The 17,061-nt window shown below is 58.4% G+C and carries 16 protein-coding genes; 13 read left to right on the top strand and 3 right to left on the bottom strand.

Annotated features, from left to right (window positions below; genetic code table 11):
• Window positions 1-65: 65 nt before the first annotated feature.
• Window positions 66-1,406 (top strand): tetratricopeptide repeat protein, encoded by a 1,341-nt coding sequence (locus ACYVAC_RS02140; RefSeq protein WP_461095900.1) that lies wholly within the window; start codon window positions 66-68, stop codon window positions 1,404-1,406.
• A gap of 95 nt (window positions 1,407-1,501) precedes the next feature.
• Here ACYVAC_RS02140 and ACYVAC_RS02145 read toward each other — a convergent pair whose 3' ends face one another.
• Entirely contained in the window at window positions 1,502-2,272 is a 771-nt protein-coding gene (locus ACYVAC_RS02145) for an AMP nucleosidase (protein WP_461095901.1), read from the bottom strand.
• A gap of 149 nt (window positions 2,273-2,421) precedes the next feature.
• On the opposite strand from ACYVAC_RS02145, the gene ACYVAC_RS02150 reads away from it, so the two are divergent.
• A complete protein-coding gene (locus tag ACYVAC_RS02150) occupies window positions 2,422-2,865 on the top strand; it encodes a type I restriction enzyme HsdR N-terminal domain-containing protein (protein ID WP_461095903.1) in 444 nt (147 codons plus the stop codon).
• Between the two features lie 115 nt (window positions 2,866-2,980).
• Here the strand turns inward: ACYVAC_RS02150 and rpsU are convergent, their stop codons facing one another.
• The gene (rpsU, locus tag ACYVAC_RS02155; RefSeq protein ID WP_012924721.1) at window positions 2,981-3,178 is read right to left on the bottom strand and encodes a 30S ribosomal protein S21; all 198 of its coding nucleotides are present in this window, start codon (window positions 3,176-3,178) and stop codon (window positions 2,981-2,983) included.
• A gap of 57 nt (window positions 3,179-3,235) precedes the next feature.
• On the opposite strand from rpsU, the gene ACYVAC_RS02160 reads away from it, so the two are divergent.
• Together ACYVAC_RS02160 and ACYVAC_RS02165 are read left to right on the top strand one after the other, a co-directional pair.
• A complete protein-coding gene (locus ACYVAC_RS02160) occupies window positions 3,236-4,180 on the top strand; it encodes a Ppx/GppA phosphatase family protein (RefSeq protein WP_461095904.1) in 945 nt (314 codons plus the stop codon).
• Window positions 4,180-4,827, top strand: coding sequence for an alpha/beta hydrolase (locus tag ACYVAC_RS02165; RefSeq protein WP_461095905.1), 648 nt, complete (start codon window positions 4,180-4,182; stop codon window positions 4,825-4,827). The genes ACYVAC_RS02160 and ACYVAC_RS02165 overlap by 1 nt, the downstream gene beginning before the upstream one ends.
• Before the next feature lie 86 nt (window positions 4,828-4,913).
• On the opposite strand, the gene ACYVAC_RS02170 is transcribed toward ACYVAC_RS02165, so the two are convergent.
• Window positions 4,914-5,660, bottom strand: coding sequence for an SDR family NAD(P)-dependent oxidoreductase (locus tag ACYVAC_RS02170; RefSeq protein ID WP_461095906.1), 747 nt, complete (start codon window positions 5,658-5,660; stop codon window positions 4,914-4,916).
• 207 nt (window positions 5,661-5,867) lie between these two features.
• On the opposite strand from ACYVAC_RS02170, the gene ACYVAC_RS02175 reads away from it, so the two are divergent.
• The 9 genes from ACYVAC_RS02175 to ACYVAC_RS02215 all read left to right on the top strand — a co-directional run bounded on the left by ACYVAC_RS02175 (window position 5,868) and on the right by ACYVAC_RS02215 (window position 17,037).
• The gene (locus ACYVAC_RS02175) at window positions 5,868-6,848 is read left to right on the top strand and encodes a glycosyltransferase family 2 protein (RefSeq protein ID WP_461095907.1); all 981 of its coding nucleotides are present in this window, start codon (window positions 5,868-5,870) and stop codon (window positions 6,846-6,848) included.
• 259 nt (window positions 6,849-7,107) lie between these two features.
• Complete coding sequence (locus tag ACYVAC_RS02180) at window positions 7,108-8,265, top strand: 3-dehydroquinate synthase (RefSeq protein ID WP_461095908.1); 1,158 nt, start codon at window positions 7,108-7,110, stop codon at window positions 8,263-8,265.
• Complete coding sequence (gene eboE, locus ACYVAC_RS02185) at window positions 8,262-9,509, top strand: metabolite traffic protein EboE (RefSeq protein ID WP_461095909.1); 1,248 nt, start codon at window positions 8,262-8,264, stop codon at window positions 9,507-9,509. The genes ACYVAC_RS02180 and eboE overlap by 4 nt, the downstream gene beginning before the upstream one ends.
• Before the next feature lie 84 nt (window positions 9,510-9,593).
• Window positions 9,594-10,976 carry an alkaline phosphatase family protein gene (locus ACYVAC_RS02190; RefSeq protein ID WP_461095910.1) on the top strand — a complete coding sequence of 461 codons (1,383 nt, stop codon included), beginning with the start codon at window positions 9,594-9,596 and terminating at the stop codon, window positions 10,974-10,976.
• Window positions 10,977-11,154: 178 nt separating this feature from the next.
• A complete protein-coding gene (locus ACYVAC_RS02195) occupies window positions 11,155-11,718 on the top strand; it encodes a hypothetical protein (RefSeq protein WP_461095911.1) in 564 nt (187 codons plus the stop codon).
• 84 nt (window positions 11,719-11,802) lie between these two features.
• Window positions 11,803-12,318: a hypothetical protein gene (locus tag ACYVAC_RS02200; RefSeq protein ID WP_461095912.1), complete on the top strand. Its 516-nt coding sequence runs from the start codon at window positions 11,803-11,805 to the stop codon at window positions 12,316-12,318.
• Window positions 12,319-12,489: 171 nt separating this feature from the next.
• On the top strand, window positions 12,490-12,666 hold the full coding sequence (locus ACYVAC_RS02205) for a hypothetical protein (RefSeq protein ID WP_461095913.1): 177 nt from the start codon (window positions 12,490-12,492) through the stop codon (window positions 12,664-12,666).
• Between the two features lie 155 nt (window positions 12,667-12,821).
• Window positions 12,822-16,253 (top strand): isoleucine--tRNA ligase, encoded by a 3,432-nt coding sequence (ileS, locus tag ACYVAC_RS02210; RefSeq protein ID WP_461095914.1) that lies wholly within the window; start codon window positions 12,822-12,824, stop codon window positions 16,251-16,253.
• 379 nt (window positions 16,254-16,632) lie between these two features.
• Window positions 16,633-17,037, top strand: coding sequence for a hypothetical protein (locus ACYVAC_RS02215; RefSeq protein ID WP_461095916.1), 405 nt, complete (start codon window positions 16,633-16,635; stop codon window positions 17,035-17,037).
• Window positions 17,038-17,061: the final 24 nt, after the last annotated feature.

A 17,061-nucleotide genomic window follows, 5' to 3' on the forward strand; every position in this document is an offset into this window, starting at 1 on the left:
TCAGATTGAGGGAGTACCCCAAACCAGTACCGCATTGCTTATACCCTCGTAACACGTACCGATCCATGACGCATTTTGTACGGCCACTTACCTTGCTGGTGGCTCTTTTCTGGCTTATCAGCCCTGTATCGGCGCAGCAGTCGGCCGCCGAATATTTCGATGCCGGACTCGCCAAAAGCAAAACCGGCGATTTTACCAGTGCGCTGCAGGCCTTCAACATGGCCATCACGATGAACCCCGAGAATGGACCCAGTTATTACAACCGGGGGCTTGTCAAAGCAAACCTGAAAGATCACCGGGGCGCCATTCTTGATTACGACCGGGCCATCGAAATTAATCCGAAAGATCAGCTGGCCTACCTGAGCCGGGGTATCAGCAAAAGCCGGCAGGATGATCACCGCGGAGCCCTGCTCGACTACAGCCGCGCCATCGAAATCAATCCCGAGGATGCGCAGGCTTACTACAGCCGCGGCACCAGCCGGGTACGCCTGGGGCAGGATCGGCTTGCTCTAACCGATTTTACCCGCGCCATCGAACTGGACCCCGCCAATGCGCAGTACTACTATGTGCGCGGTATGGGCCGGCAGCACCTAGGCGACTACACGGGCAGTTTGCAGGACATGAACAAAGTTATTGACGCCACACCCAAGCGCGCCCCGGCTTTTGCCGGACGTGGCATTGCCCGGTTCGAATTGCAGGATTATAAAGGTGCCCTCGACGACTTCACGAAAGCTGTTGAACTGAACCCGCAGGATGGCGAATCATTCTATTACCGCGCCTACACCAAGGCCCGGCTCAACGATTTTAAAGGCGCCATTCCGGACTACGATCAGGCGATTCAGCTGCACCCGCTCAACTACAACGCCTATTACGGACGCGGTTTCAGCCGCAGCCGCCTGGGCGATCAGAAAGGCGCGGTTTCCGATTACAATCAGGCCATCGACCTCGATAACAGCAACAGCTCCGACCGCCCCCTCTACAGCAGTCGCTTCACCCGCGCCATGCTCGACAACCTGCGCAATTCGGTGCAGGTAAATACCCGCATCAATCCCCTGTCGACCGATCGGGCCGAGGCTTTTCTGGGGCGGGGCATCAGCCGGCTCAAACAGGGCGATGAGAAAGGTGCCCTGGCCGACATGAACCACTCGATCGAACTGAACCCCACCAACGCCGACGCTTATTTCAACCGGGCTATGCTGCGGTCGGCACAGGGCGATCAGCGATCGGCTTTCAACGATTTCAACAATGCTACCAAGCTGAACCCCCGGTTTGGCGAAGCGTTTTACATGCGTGGCCTCGTTCGCTATAGTCTGGGCGAAGACAATGCCGGCTGCCTCGATCTGTCGAAAGCGGGCGAGCTGGGCTACACCCAGGCCTACAAAACGATCAGTGAGTTCTGCAACTAACCGATTGCTACCCCTTTAGCTGACCAGTACCTACAGGAAAGGGCACCGTCTGTACAGACGGTGCCCTTTCCTGTTAATATATACGCCGGATCGCTTTATTCGAAACGCAGGTGTTTGACCGAATCGCCCGACGATTCGAGTTCGAGCAGCGCGTCGATGCCGATTTCGAGGTGGCGGTTCACAAACTGCCCTGTCACGCGTTTGTCGCTCTCTTCAGTTTTCACGCCCTCCGGCACCAGCGGGTTGTCGGATACGAGCAGGAGGGCACCGTGCGGAATGGAGTTGACAAAACCGACCGTAAAAATCGTGGCCGTTTCCATATCGATAGCCATCGCCCGAATTTCGCGCAGGTAATCTTTAAACGCTTCGTCGTGCTCCCAGATCCGGCGGTTGGTGGTATACACGGTACCCGTCCAGTAGTCGAGTTCATAGCGTTTGATGGTCGACGATACCGAGCGCTGCAGCCGGAACGAAGGCAGTGCCGGAATCTCGGGCCGCATGTAATCGTTGCTGGTCCCTTCGCCCCGGATGGCGGCAATGGGCAGAATCAGGTCGCCGAGCTGTGTTTTTTTGAGGCCACCGCATTTACCCAGAAACAGCACGGCTTTTGGGCTCACCGCCGACAGCAGGTCCATGACCGTGGCCGCCATGGCGCTCCCCATACCGAAGTTGATGATGGTGATGTTGTTGGCGGTTGCGGTTTGCATGGCCCGCCCCTGCCCCAGCACCTCTACATCGAATTTCTGGGCAAACAGCTCGACGTAGTTGATGAAGTTGGTCAGCAGAATGTACTCGCCAAACTGATCGATGGGGGTTCCAGTATAGCGGGGCAGCCAGTTGGTAACGATTTCTTCTTTGGTTTTCATAGATCTAAAGAGCAAAAGACCGGGTCGCCGGTGCGATAAAAGAGTGAAAGAGCGAAAGGATAAAAACCGAAGCACAGATAAAGTAAAAAAGTTAGTCGCTTATCAGTCGCTCTATCACTCATTCGCTCTTTTGCTCTTTATCTTCGTGTATGGTTGCACTGAACCTGCCCGCTTTTGATCACAAAATTAAGCAAGTCGAAGGGAAAGCTTATATTTTCGATTTGTTACGCCGGAAGTACGTCCGGCTGTCGCCCGAGGAGTGGGTACGTCAGCACATCGTTCATCTGCTGCTTACCCACTACCAGTACCCCAAAGCCCTGATCCGACCCGAGGGTGGGCTGCTGCTCAACCAGACCCAGAAGCGCACCGATGTGGTGGTATTCGACCGGACGGGGCAACCCTATCTGATTGTTGAGTGCAAGGCCCCCCACGTACCGTTGTCCCAGGCCGTATTCGATCAGGTAGCCCGTTACAACCACGTACACAAGGCTCCTTATGTCGTTATTTCAAACGGCCTGACCCATTATTGCTGCCAGATCGACCACGTTTCGGCCCAGGTTCAGTTTCTCGACGATTTTCCTGCCTTCTTATAAATACAAAAAGCAGCAAACATGCTGTTTGCTGCTCCCGTATGCTGTTGAGGCCTGGCTGTGACGCACCGACTGCGCAATCGGTGGCGATGCTGTGTGCCTGCCAACCAACCGATGCCTATTGCTCGGTGTGGTTGCCGTACATCCGCTCTTTGTAGGCGGCTTTGATGATTTCGGTGCGACGCTTTACCGACGGTTTCTGGAAAGCCGTCCGCGACCGCAGCTGACGCAACACACCCGTCTTCTCGAATTTCTTCTTGAAGCGTTTCAGGGCTTTGTCGATCGACTCGTTGTCTTTAACGTTAATGATAAGCATGTTGTAAAAAATCTGTTTTAGCTAAAACCGGACCGCAAAGGTAATAGCTTTGCGACTATGAAACAAGCCATTATTGACTTAGGAACCAATACCTTCCATTTGCTGATTGCAGACCGGCAGAACCAGCACGTTACTACGCTGTTTCGGGAGAGCCGGCCCGCCCGGATCGGACAGGCGGGTATCAATCAGGGCTTTATCACCGACGAAGGCATGGCACGCGCCCTCAGCGTGCTGACGTATTTCCGCCAGCAGCTCGATGCTTTTGGCGTAGCGCCCGATCAGGTCATTGCCACCGGCACCAGCGCCATTCGGGTGGCCCGAAACCAGGCCGACTTTATCGAACGCGTACGCGACCAGACGGGTATTCCGGTCCGGGTGCTGTCGGGCGACGAAGAAGCGGATTATATTTTCAGGGGCGTACGGGCCGCCGGTGCGCTCGACACCCAGACGGCCCTGGTGATGGACATTGGCGGTGGCAGCGTGGAGTTTATCCTGGGCACCGAAGCGCGCGTTTTCTGGAAACAAAGCTTCGAGATCGGCGGGCAACGGCTGATGGAGCGATTCATGCCCGGCGCTCCGCAGCAGTCAGACCCCATTCCGGCCAGCAGCATCCGGCGGCTGCACGATTATTTTCAGGAGCAGCTGCTACCCCTGGCCAACGCCGTACACCAGTACCAGCCCACCGTACTGGTCGGTTCGTCGGGTTCGTTCGATACGCTGGTCGACCTGTGGTTTATGCACGAACAGGGTCACCTGCCCGACCCCGAACAAACCACCTTTACGCTTCCCAAAGCCGAATTCTACCGGAGTTACGCCGAACTCATCAGCCGCAACCATGCCGAACGCATGGCGCTGCCGGGCATGATCGAACTGCGCGTCGATATGATTGTGGTGGCTGTTTGCCTGATCGATTATGTGCTCCGGGCCTACGGCATCGACCAGATCCGGACCGCCACCTATTCACTTAAAGAAGGCATTCTCAGCAGTCTCGTCACCCCCTGATGAATCAGCACCACCTCCCGGTCACGCGCACGGCCCGATACTATACCATCGGCACGCCCTCGGCCGATACGCGCCATATCTGGTTTTGCCTGCACGGCTTTGGCCAGCTGGCCGCTTATTTCGGCCGCAAATTCAGCGGTCTGGCCAGTCCCGATACACTGATTGTGATTCCCGAAGGGCTGTCGCGGCTCTACCTCGACAATACGTACACGCGCGTGGGAGCCTCGTGGCTGACGCGCGAAGACCGCGATGCCGAGATTGCCGACTTCACCGGCTACCTCAATGCTCTTTACGACCAGGTGCTGGACGGCCGCGACCCCGCTGCGCTGCACATATCGCTACTGGGCTTTTCGCAGGGAGCCGCCACTGCCTGTCGATGGCTGGCGTCGGGGCACATCCGCGTCGATCGGCTGATCCTCTGGGCGGGTTATTTCCCCGAGGGGCTGCAACCCATCATCGACCCCAGCCAGCTGGCCAACCGGGAGGTGCATTATGTGTATGGCCGGCAGGACGAATACATTCAGGCCATGCCCGACCCGGGGGTTTATCTGGCCCGGCTGCAGGCCGACGTGCCCACCATGCGCATCACGGCCTTCGACGGGGGGCACCGCGTGGAGCCGGCCGTGCTGGCGCAACTGATCGCTTAGCGACGGTTAGTACCCCAAAACAGGGCGTCGCCCCAACGGGCCAGCTGACCGGTTAGGGCGACGCCCTGTTGCGTGTATGCGGCTGTTTATTTCCGGTGGATGGTCGTAGCGGCTGCCTGCGCACTGGCCAGAATGGTCAGGTCGGCAATGGTTACGTGGGCCGGCGCCGTCACGGCGTAAACAATCGTATCGGCAATGTCGCCTGCGTTGAGGGGTGTAAAGCCTTCGTAGACTTTGGCCGCCCGTTCGGTATCGCCCTTGAAGCGCACCACCGAAAACTCCGTTTCCACAGCACCCGGCGCAATGTTGGTTACTTTGATTCCGTGCTGGGTCAGGTCGAGCCGCATGCCCGTGCTCAGCGCTTCGACGGCGGCTTTGCTGGCACAGTACACAGCCCCGTTGGCGTAGGTCTGCTTCCCGGCAATCGAGCTAAGGTTCACGATATGTCCCTTCTGACGGGCCACCATGCCCGGAATCACGGCTTTCGACACATACAGCAGCCCCTGCACATTGGCGTCGATCATCAGGTCCCAGTCGGCCGTGTCGCCCTCCTGCATGGGGCTCATGCCGTGCGCATTGCCGGCGTTGTTGACCAGAATATCGATAGCCTGCCACTCGGCGGGCAAACTACCAATGGCCGAAGCAACCGCCTGCGGGTCGCGCACGTCGAAAGCCAGCGTATAAACGGCGGTCGTGGCCGACAGCGCCTGCGAAACGGCCTCGAGCCGATCGAGCCGGCGGCCGCATAAAACTAAACGGTAACCAAGTTTGGCAAAGGCTTCGGCCGTAGCCTGCCCGATGCCCGATGTTGCGCCCGTGATGAGTGCCAGCATAGGTGTTGCGAATAAAACGTTCGGTCAGGCCACAAAACTAACGCAAAAGCCAGTCCCAACCGCCCTGAGGAGCGTGCCAGAAAAGCGGCCCCAAATTTGCTTTTGTATAGCGGTGGCCGTGCCAGAATTGCGGAACAGCCACCAGCCGCTTTATCTACTTTCCTGAAAACCGTCTCCCTCTCATGCTAACGTTATACAACGCATCGTATGACCCCCGATTTTACGGTAGTTGTGCCAACCTACCAGCAGCCCGCCCGCTTACTTAAATGCCTCGATGCACTCGAACGGCAAACCCTGTCGCGTAGCCAGTTCGAGATTATTATTGTCGACGATGGCGACTCGCCCGTTACCGCTACGGCCGTTGCTCTCTTTGCCCGTCAGCTCAGCCAGCAGCGGGGCCTGCTCGATATCCGCTACCTGCCCCAGCCCATCCGGCGTGGTGCTGCGGCTGCCCGCAACCGCGGCTGGCAGGCCGCCCGCGGCCGGTTTATCGCGTTTACCGACGACGATTGTCTGCCCCAGCCCGACTGGCTCGCCAACGCCCTGGTCGATTTCGAACAGGGTGCCCAGTGTCTGACCGGTCAGATCCGGCTGCTTCCGGCACCCACCAGTCACCCAATCAGCCCCGATCTGTTACAACTCGACACGCAGGAGCTGACCTCGGCCAACTGTTTTTTCGACATAAAGCTTTTCGACCGCCTGCAGGGCTTTTCGGAAGTAACCGACGGGCCCGATGCCGAACTGCTGGACCGACTGATCGACCAGCGCATTCCGGTTACGTACTGTCCCGATGCCGTTGTGGTACACCCGGTTCGGGCCTCGAGCCGGCCCGCCCGCGCCCCCGAACCAGCCTACGCGCACCAGCAGGTACCCAAAACCCGGTCGTCGGCGGCTCAGCGGCTGCGGCATCCGGTGCGTTTCGACCGATCGTCGTTTCTGAAATACTGCGTTACGATTCTGGGAATCCTGGCCGGGCTGGGTGGTTTGCTCGCGGGCTGGCCCCGACTGGCCATGCTCGGTTTCAGCCTGTGGATCGTACTATCGACCCTCTACGTGCGGCATAAACTGCCTGTTGCCCTCCAGCACCGGCTGACCCTGAAAAGCTTCTGCCAGATTCTTATTATCCCCTTTCTGTCGGTCTACAGGCAGTTGTATGGCATCCTGAAATACCGCCCGATGTACGGCTAGTCCGGACGCCGTTTCCGGGCTCATCACTCATTTCCATACAGCAGGGCACCCCGGTGGGGTGCCCTGCTTTTTTAGGCAGTCTGCGGGTATAATCCCGCTGGTTGATTCTTCGTTCCGGCAGCGGGCAGGCGGAACTAGCAACTTCGCGATCCAGTTGTTTACCGTAGGCAGCAACCGGCCTCCATCCGGCCATTTTTCGTACTTTTAACGGTTTTTACGCTGTCGGCCCGACAACGTTTCGTTTACTTTTCTTCCGTTCATGGATCATTTGCAGCAAGCTTTCAGTGTCCGCTTCACGTATCCGGTTTACTTCACTGAGCATCTTTTCGACACCAGCAATCCGCTCTTTGCCCGTTTTTTCGACCAGTCGACCAGTACGGTCCGGCGGAAACTGCTCGTTGTGCTCGACTCGGGCGTAGTCGATACGCACCCCGACCTGCCCGAGGCTATTCGCCGGTACGTACAGACCCAGCTGCCCGGGCTCGACCTGGTCGATGAACTGCTGGTGGTGGCCGGGGGCGAAATTGCCAAGAATGATACCGCCCAGACCGATGCCGTAGTCGACGCCGTGGACCGGCTCGGCATCGACCGCCACTCTTTTGTGGTAGGAATCGGGGGCGGTTCGGTACTCGACATGGTGGGCTACGCAGCGGCCATCTCGCACCGCGGTATTCGCCATATCCGGATTCCGACCACGGTGCTGTCGCAGAACGACTCGGGCGTTGGCGTCAAAAACAGCATCAACTACCGTGGCAAGAAAAACTTTCTCGGCACGTTTGTGCCCCCCGTGGCCGTTTTCAACGACCAGTCGTTTCTGACCACCCTCGACGAGCGCGACTGGCGGGCGGGTATCTCGGAAGCCATCAAAGTAGCCCTGATCAAAGACCGGGCTTTTTTCGAGTGGATCGAAGCCAACGCCCCCCGGCTGGCCGGGCGCGACATGGCGGCCATGCAGTACCTCATTTACCGCTGCGCCGACCTGCACCTGCAGCATATTGCCAGTGGCGATCCGTTTGAGATGGGGTCGTCGCGGCCCCTCGACTTCGGGCACTGGAGCGCCCACAAGCTGGAGCAGCTAACCAACTTCGAGCTGCGCCACGGCGAAGCCGTTGCCATCGGTATTGCCCTCGACACGCTCTATTCGCAACAGCTGGGCTGGCTGACCGAGGCCGATGCGCAGCGGGTACTGGCCGTGCTGCAAACACTCGGTTTCACGCTTTACCAGCCCATGCTCGATGCCGACAACAGTGCGGCTGTTCTGAAAGGACTGGCCGAATTTCGGGAGCACCTGGGGGGCGAGCTGACCATCATGCTGCTGACCGGACTGGGCCAGGGTGTTGAGGTGCATGAAATGGACGATACCCGCATCCGGCAGGCTATTGCCCAGCTGAAACATACCGAAACCGAGACCGTATGAAAACGACGATCGGGCACCTGGGCTACTGTACCAACATCCACGCCGGCGAGCACTGGGCCGACCACTTTGCCGAACTGCAGCGCGCCATCCCGGCCCTGAAGATGCAACTGCCGGCCGACAGCCGCGCCCTTCCCTTCGGCATCGGCCTGCGCCTGTCCGATCAGGCCAGTCAGGAACTGGAAGACCCGCAGCAACTCGTTGCCTTTCAGCACTGGCTGGCCGACAACAACTGCTACGTATTCACGATGAACGGCTTCCCGTTTGGCGGCTTTCATCATACGGTTGTCAAAGATCAGGTCCACGCCCCCGACTGGACAACCGAAGCGCGGGTCGAGTACACCAAGCGGCTGTTTCGGCTACTGTCGGTACTGCTGCCCGTCGATGAGTTGGGCAACCCCATCCAGGGGGGAGTCTCCACCTCGCCGTTATCATACCGGCGGTGGTTCGAGTGGGTACAGCCGGCTGCCCGCGATTACATCTACTCGCAGACAACCCAGAACATCCTGGAGGTCGTGGCCGAGTTGATCACGCTACGCCGGCAAACCGATCGGCTCATGCACCTCGACATCGAGCCCGAACCCGATGGCGTACTCGAAACAACCGACGAGTTTATCAGCTGGTACACCGATTACCTGCTGCCCATGGGTATCGAGCAGCTAACCGAGCAGTTCGGCCTGACCGACGAAGCCGCCGAACAGGCCATCTGCGAGCATGTGCGGCTCTGCTACGATGTGTGCCACGCGGCCGTTGGCTACGAGCAGCCCGCCGAGGTGCTCGATAAACTGAAGGCCTACGGGCTGCGGGTGGGTAAAGTTCAAATCAGCGCAGCGCTCAAAGCCGACTTCCCGGCGGGCGATGCAACCGGGCGGGCGGCTGTCCGGCAGGCGTTCGAGGTGTTCAACGAGCCTACCTACCTGCACCAGGTGGTGGCCCGCACCATCGACGGGCAGCTACTGCGCTTTGGCGATTTGCCCGAAGCCCTGGCGGCTTTCGACCATACCCATGCCGAATGGCGGGCTCACTTCCACGTCCCGATTTTCGTGGATCAGTACGGTCTGCTCACGTCTACCCGCGACGCTATCGAAACCGTGCTGGCCCTGCAGACCGAACGCGCGTTTACCAATCAGTTTGAAGTTGAAACCTACACCTGGGATGTGCTGCCCGCAGACCTGAAAGCGTCGCTCGTTGATTCCATCGCCCGCGAACTAAACTGGGTTCAGACGGCAATCGACAAACAGACCTGATACACCCAGGCGGCCGCCTGCCTGACCGGCCCCGATTCTGGCGCAGCCGAGCACACCCGGTTGCCTTACCTTTCTCTTACGACCATGCGAAAAACCGTAGTACTCGACGTTGTTGGTCTTTCCTATTCGTTGATTGGCGACCATACGCCCTTTCTGAAGCAGTGGATGGCCGCGCGCCATCGGGCTACCATCGACCCCATGCTGCCCGCCCTGACGACCTCCGTGCAGTCGACCTATGTAACCGGCAAATGGCCCAGCGAAACGGGTATCGTTGGCAACGGCTGGTACGACCGTACCGATTCGGAAGTCAAGTTCTGGAAGCAGTCGAACAAGCTCGTAGCGGGCGAAAAAATATGGGATCGGGCCCGAAAACTCGATCCCACCTTCACGGTCTCCAAAATGTTCTGGTGGTACAACATGTACTCCTCGGCCGATTATTCGGCAACGCCCCGGCCGCAGTACCCGTCTGACGGATTGAAGTTCCCCGACTGCTACACCCACCCCGGCGACCTGCGCGACCGGCTGCAGCAGGAGCTGGGCACGTTCCCGCTCTTTCAGTTCTGGGGCCCGGCCACAACCATCAAAAGCTCGCGCTGGATTGCCGACGCGTCGATGCTGGTCGATAAATGGCACGACCCCACCCTGACGCTTATCTACCTGCCCCACCTCGACTACTGCCTGCAAAAATTTGGCACCGACCCGGCCCGAATCGGCAACGACCTGCGCGAAATTGATGACCTGTGCCGCGATGTGATTCAGTATTACGAAGGCAAAGGCGCCGAGGTAATTGTCCTGTCGGAATACGGTATCACCGATGTAAGCCGTCCCGTACACCTCAACCGGATTCTGCGCCAGGCCGCGCCCGACATGATTCAGTACCGCGAAGAACGGGGGCTGGAGTTGTTCGACGCGGGGGCCTCGCGTGCCTTCGCCGTTTCGGATCACCAGATTGCGCACGTGTACATCAACGATCCCTCGGTTTATGAGCAGGTGCGCACCCTGCTGGAAAATACTCCCGGTGTAGAACGTGTACTCGACCGGGCGCAGCAGAAGCTTGAGCACATCGACCACGAGCGCGCCGGCGACCTGGTAGTCGTGGCCGATGCCGACAGCTGGTTTACGTACTACTACTGGCTCGACGACGACCGGGCACCCGACTTTGCCCGCTTGGTGGCCATCCACCAGAAACCTGGCTACGACCCCGCAGAGATGTTCATGGACCAGACCAACCCCCTTATCAAACTCAAGGCCGGCTACAAACTGGCCCGCAAGAAACTGGGTTTCCGCTACCTGATGAACATTATTTCGCTCGATGCTACGCTGGTAAAAGGTTCGCACGGACGCACCGGCACGCCGACCGAGTACCATCCGGTATTCATCAGCCGTCACGACGCCGGGGCGCGCCTGTCGCCGGTGGCCGTCTACGATCAGATCTGGGCTGCCCTTACCGCTACCGTGCCAGCCTGATTATCGGCGGTAGCCGACTGTCGGCTCCGGTAGCTGTCGGCTACCGCCGGATAAAGACCCGACCGGCCACTGGTGCAGCGCAGCCGACAACGATGCCGGAACCGAAATTATCCTTAACTTGGCTATGGTCTACCGATAACCCGACTGTCTGCCGGACGCAGCCTGCCCGGCGCCCCGTATGAAAGCCATTGTTTTGTTCTCCGGCCTGCTGCTGACGGCCTGCGCGTCGAACCGGCCTGCCGCCGTGCAGGCACCCGCCGACGGCGCCGAATACTACCAGCCCAACCAGCTTGCCCGAATGGCGCAGTCGCGGCTCTACCCCGATCCGCACGGCGGCCTTGGCCATTCGCAGGACCCCGACATCCGCGTCACCGACATTCAGCTGACCGCCAGTTATACCGTTCTGTACCTAACGTTTGCCAAAGACCCCACCGATCGCCACAACAACATCTATGGCGGCAGCAGCAGCATTTCGTTTAACCCCAAGGCCGTGCTGGCCACCGCCGATGGCAAAAAAACCTACGCGCTGCTCAAGACTGAAGGCATTCCGATGACACCCGAAACGCGCGAAATCCGGAACGATGAGCGGGTACCGTTTGTGTTGTATTTCGAACGACTCGATCCCGGTGTCGAACTGTTCGATCTGTTTGAGTGCCAGAGCGATAACCAGAACTCCTGCTTCAACGTGGCCGGCATGTCAATAACCAATCCGGGGTCGACCACCGCTACGCAGCCGAAATAGGCGTTTTTTTCCGTTCATACGTACACCGAAGCAGACAGGCTGTCGTTAAAAAGATAGTATCAGTACGTAGTTTGTTTCGTTTATATGCCTCTTTCGTCAACCAGCACGCGTTCGTACCGGACCATTCGGGTCTCGTTTTTCGTTCTTTTTGCCCTCTCCTGCAGTTTCTTCGCCCTGGCTCAGACCAACCTTACGTTCAAGTTGCTGAACGGCTACTTTCTGAGCAGCGATGCCCCCGTCAACAAGGGGAAGCCTACTCTGTTTGTGTTTGAGGAAGCCGGCCGGTTTCATGAGATGTTCAAGCCGGCTACAACTACCAGCAAAAAGCCCGACGTCCCCAACTTCAGCCGCGACATGGTGATTGGCCTTACGACGCCGGCTACCAACAAACCACCTATCCTTTCCATCAGCCGGATTTTCGTACAGGACTCCGTTCTGACCGTTCGCTACATCCGTCTGGCCGATACCAGCCGGGTTACGCAATCCTTCACCATCCAGCCGATGCTGCTGGTCAGTATCCCCAAACAAACCGTTTTGAAGACGCGCCTGGTCGAAAATGGCAAAGTAGTGCAGACAATTCGTCGAAATGACACAGAATAGGTACACCTGTATCTATTTTCTGGACTATTTTTTGCTATTTACTGCGAGGTTATCAATGCCAGACAAGCGCATTGGTGTGGATGGTCTGCCGGGTCGAAGCCTGCCTGTTTAATCAGGTACAGCCCGTCTGATCCGGTCATCCACGGCCTACAAGTGATCGGCTTCCTCTTCATGACTATCCTTTTACTGAGTCTCTCGTGTGGGATCGAGTTACTGCTGTCAGTACTAACCATTCGATATGCGCTTCGCCCGGATCTGAGTGCACCCGAGCGAACGCGACTCTACCTGTTCGGGTTTCTGTACGGCTTCACGGGTATCGCCCTGGCCTTCTACCTAATCGTTCGCTGAACCAGCCGGCCGGCCCCCGGTGTTGTAGCCATCAGACGGGCTAACGTGGTGCGGGGCTTCGTGTCCCCAACACATTTCCCTATCTTTGCCTACTTTTTCATCACCCCCGGTCCGGGCGGCTGCCAGCTTGCGCGCCGGCCCGCGCCGTTCATCCGTTGCCAGGCGTGACATATCAGCAATACGAATCCCTCGATTATGCCCGGCTCGCGGCCGAGGTTTTGACCTACTGGAATCAGCATCAGGTATTTGAGCAGTCGGTAACTTCCCGCGCGGGCAAGCCCAGCTTTACGTTCTACGAAGGGCCTCCTTCGGCCAATGGAACGCCGGGTATCCACCACGTGATGGCCCGTACCATCAAGGATATTTTCTGCCGCTACAAAACGCTGCAGGGCTTTCAGGTCAACCGTAAAGGCGGCTGGGACACCCATGGGCTGCCCATCGAGCTGCAGGTTGAAAAAGAACTGGGTATCACCAAAGACGACATCGGCAAAACGATCAGCGTTGAAGACTACAACCGGCGGTGCCGCGAAACGGTCATGCGCTTTACCGACCAGTGGAACACGCTCACCGAGAAAATGGGCTACTGGGTCGATCTCGACAATCCGTACATCACCTACAAAAACGAGTATATCGAATCGGTCTGGAACCTGCTCAAGCGGCTCTACGACCAGGATATGCTGTATAAAGGCTATACGATTCAGCCGTTTTCGCCCAAAGCCGGCACGGGCCTGAGCTCGCACGAACTGAACCAGCCCGGCACCTACCGTGACGTACGCGATACGACCGTGGTGGCGCAGTTCCGGGTGAAGCTGACCGGCAAATCGGGCTACCTGTTCGACGCGGCCGACTCCGACGAGGTCTTTATCCTGGCCTGGACCACCACGCCCTGGACCCTGCCCGCCAACTCGGCCCTGACCGTCGGGAAAGACATCGAGTATGTCCTGATCAAAACCATCAATCCCTACACCTTCCTGCCCATCAATGTGGTGCTGGCCCGGGCGCTCGTGGGGCGGTGGTTCAACGAGAAAGCCCGCGCTGAGAGCCCCAACGATCCGGCCTTTGGTGCCTACCAGCCCAACGATAAGCTCATCCCCTGGGCCATCATCGAGATTCCGGGGCTCAACGGGCAGCACCTCGAAGGCATCGAATACGAACAGCTGCTGCCCTACGTACAGCCAAAAACGCCCGCGTTTCGGGTTATTCTGGGCGATTTCGTGACCACCGAAGACGGTACGGGCGTAGTACATACCTCGCCGACGTTCGGGGCCGACGACTTCCGGGTTGCGCAGGCGGCCGGGATTCCGGCCATCATGGTCACCGACGAAACCGGCAAGGAAGTCCCCATCGTTGACCGGCAGGGACGTTTCGTGTCGGAGATCACCGATTTTGCCGGGCGCTACGTCAAAGAAGAATACTACAGCGACGAGGAGCGCGCCGACCCCGAGTTCCGGCCCACCGACGTACTGATCTCGATCAAGCTGAAGCAGGAAAACAAAGCGTTCCGGGTGGAGAAATACGAACACCCCTATCCCCACTGCTGGCGTACCGACAAGCCGATTCTGTATTACCCGCTCGACAGCTGGTTTATCCGGACAACGGCGAAGAAAGACCGACTGGTCGAGCTGAATAAGACCATCAACTGGCAGCCCGAAAGCACCGGCACCGGCCGGTTCGGCAACTGGCTCGAAAACCTGGTCGACTGGAACCTGAGCCGCAGCCGGTTCTGGGGTACGCCCCTGCCCATCTGGCGCAGCGAAACGGGCGAAGAAGTCTGCATTGGCTCGGTCGACGAACTGGCCAGCCGGGTACAGGCAGCGATTGAATCGGGCCTGCTGACACCCGAGCAGCTGGAAAAAAACCAGGCCTTCTACGCCGGCGTACAGACCAACCGGGCGTCGGGCAGTGATTCGTTCGATCTGCACCGGCCCTATGTCGACGAACTGTACCTGATCTCGGAATCGGGCAAGGTCATGCTGCGCGAGCCCGACCTGATCGACGTATGGTTCGACTCGGGTGCCATGCCCTACGCGCAGTGGCACTACCCGTTCGAGAATCAGGAGGTCTTCAACAACGCCTTCCCCGCCGACTTCATCTCGGAAGGGGTCGATCAGACGCGGGGCTGGTTCTTTACGCTGCACGCCATCGCCGTCATGCTGTTTGATTCGGTCGCGTTTAAAAACGTAGTGTCGACCGGACTGGTCCTCGACAAAAACGGCAACAAAATGTCGAAACGGCTGGGCAACGCCATCGACCCCTTCGCCACGCTCGACAAATACGGCCCCGACGCTACGCGCTGGTACATGATCACCAACGCCGAACCCTGGGACAACCTGAAGTTCAATCTCGACGGGGTGGCCGAGGTGCAGCGTCGTTTCTTCGGCACGCTCTCGAACACCTATAATTTCTTTGCCCTCTACGCGAACCTCGACGCCTTTTCGTTTGCCGGCCGCACGATTCCGGTGGCCAATCGCCCCGAACTCGACCGCTGGATTCTGTCGAAACTGCAGTCGCTGATTCTGGACGTAGAGCAGCAGCTCGATGGCTACAACCCCACCAAGGCGGGGCGGGCCATCCAGGATTTCGTGAACGATCAGCTGTCGAACTGGTACGTGCGGCTCTCGCGCCGGCGTTTCTGGGCGGGCTCGTCGCACGAGGGGCAGGCCATGACGCCCGACAAGCAGGCGGCCTACGAGACGCTCTACGAGTGCCTGGCTACGGTATCGCAGCTGATGTCGCCCATTGCCCCCTTCTACGCCGACTGGCTGTATCGCAACCTGACGGGGGGCGAGGCCTCGGTTCATCTGAGCAACTTCCCGGTGGCCGATCGGGCGCTGATCGATACCGAACTGGAAACCTCGATGGAACTGGCGCAGCAGGTATCGTCATTAGTGCACTCGCTTCGCAAAGGCCACAAGCTGAAGGTGCGGCAACCCCTGTCGAAAGTGCTGATTCCGGTACTCAACGCCGATACGCGTCGGCAGATCGAACACGTGGCGCCGATCATTCAGTCGGAGGTCAACGTCAAAGCCGTTGAGTTTATCGACGATGCCAGCGGCATTCTGAAGAAGCGGGTGAAACCAAACTTCAAGGCGCTGGGCCCCCGCTTTGGCAAGCAGATGAAAGATGTGGCAGCCGCTATCACGGCCATGACCGATGCCCAGCTGAGTGAGCTGGAGCGGCAGGGCACGCTGGAACTGCCCCCCTTCACGCTGCAGCTGACCGATGTCGAGATTCTGACCGAAGACATTCCGGGCTGGCTGGTAGCGAGCGAAGGCGGGCTGACCGTAGCCCTCGACGTGACGGTAACCGATGAGCTGCGCCGGGAAGGTATCGCGCGCGACTTTGTGAACCGGATTCAGAACCTGCGTAAAGACCTGCAGTTCGACGTGACCGATAAGATCACGATTGCCGTGGAACAGACCGATGCGCAGCTGATCGATGCGATCGATGCCAACCGCGCCTATATACAGCAGGAAGTACAGGCTGTGTCGCTGGCAGTCGTGCCAGACCTCAATGGGTCGGCTACGGCCGTCGAGATCGACGAGTTTACGCTTCGGGTGCTGATTAGCCGGAGTCAGGCCAGCTAACGTCTCTAGTTGAGAAATACCGCCGGGGCGGGCTGTTCGTAACGAACGGCCCGCCCCGTTTTTTTATCGGTTACCGTAAGTTACCAACCGCTGGTGTCCGAAGTCTCAACCCCCACTTGCGCTACCTGATCTGGTCGTACCGAACCGGGTAACAGTTACGCAGCCAAATCACCACTTAGGCCCTTTTGTTACCTTAATCAATTTTTAGTATCAACTAGTGAATTTTAAATTGACACGGCACAAGATTTGCAATACTATTCGTGTACTGACATTGATCAGTTACACCCGATCTCCCTGCATACGCTTTATCCATCTATACCATCAGTCCTGGCAGACCTGCCCACCGGGTCTGCCAGCTGACTGACCACTCAGCACCACGATGACCGAACCTTTACAAAATGCACTACACTCGTTTGTCAATACGTACAAGGCTGTTATGTGGCGGCTCCGCGAATGTCCACTCAACGATGAACAGCTGGCGCTCGCCATCGGTGTCAGCAGCAGTGTGATTCGCAGCCGGCGTGCCAAACCCGATCTCTGGAAACTCTCCGACATCGAGCGCCTGTCGACCTACTTCAGCATGTCGACCACAAACTGCCAGCAGCTGAACCAGATCCTGCGCGATCTGCCGGCCCAGTGGGCGGGCCTACCCCTGCGCGAACGCCGGAAATTCGAGCGGATTCTGCCCATCAAGAAATCGCAGTTTCAGGCCTACAACCTGACCGACTGGCCGGTTCAGCACCTCCTTCGCATGCACCAGAACCTGTTTCTGCTACACAGTTAAGCCTCCAGACCCGATCAGTCAGTA

Source organism: Spirosoma luteolum, from assembly GCF_054778875.1.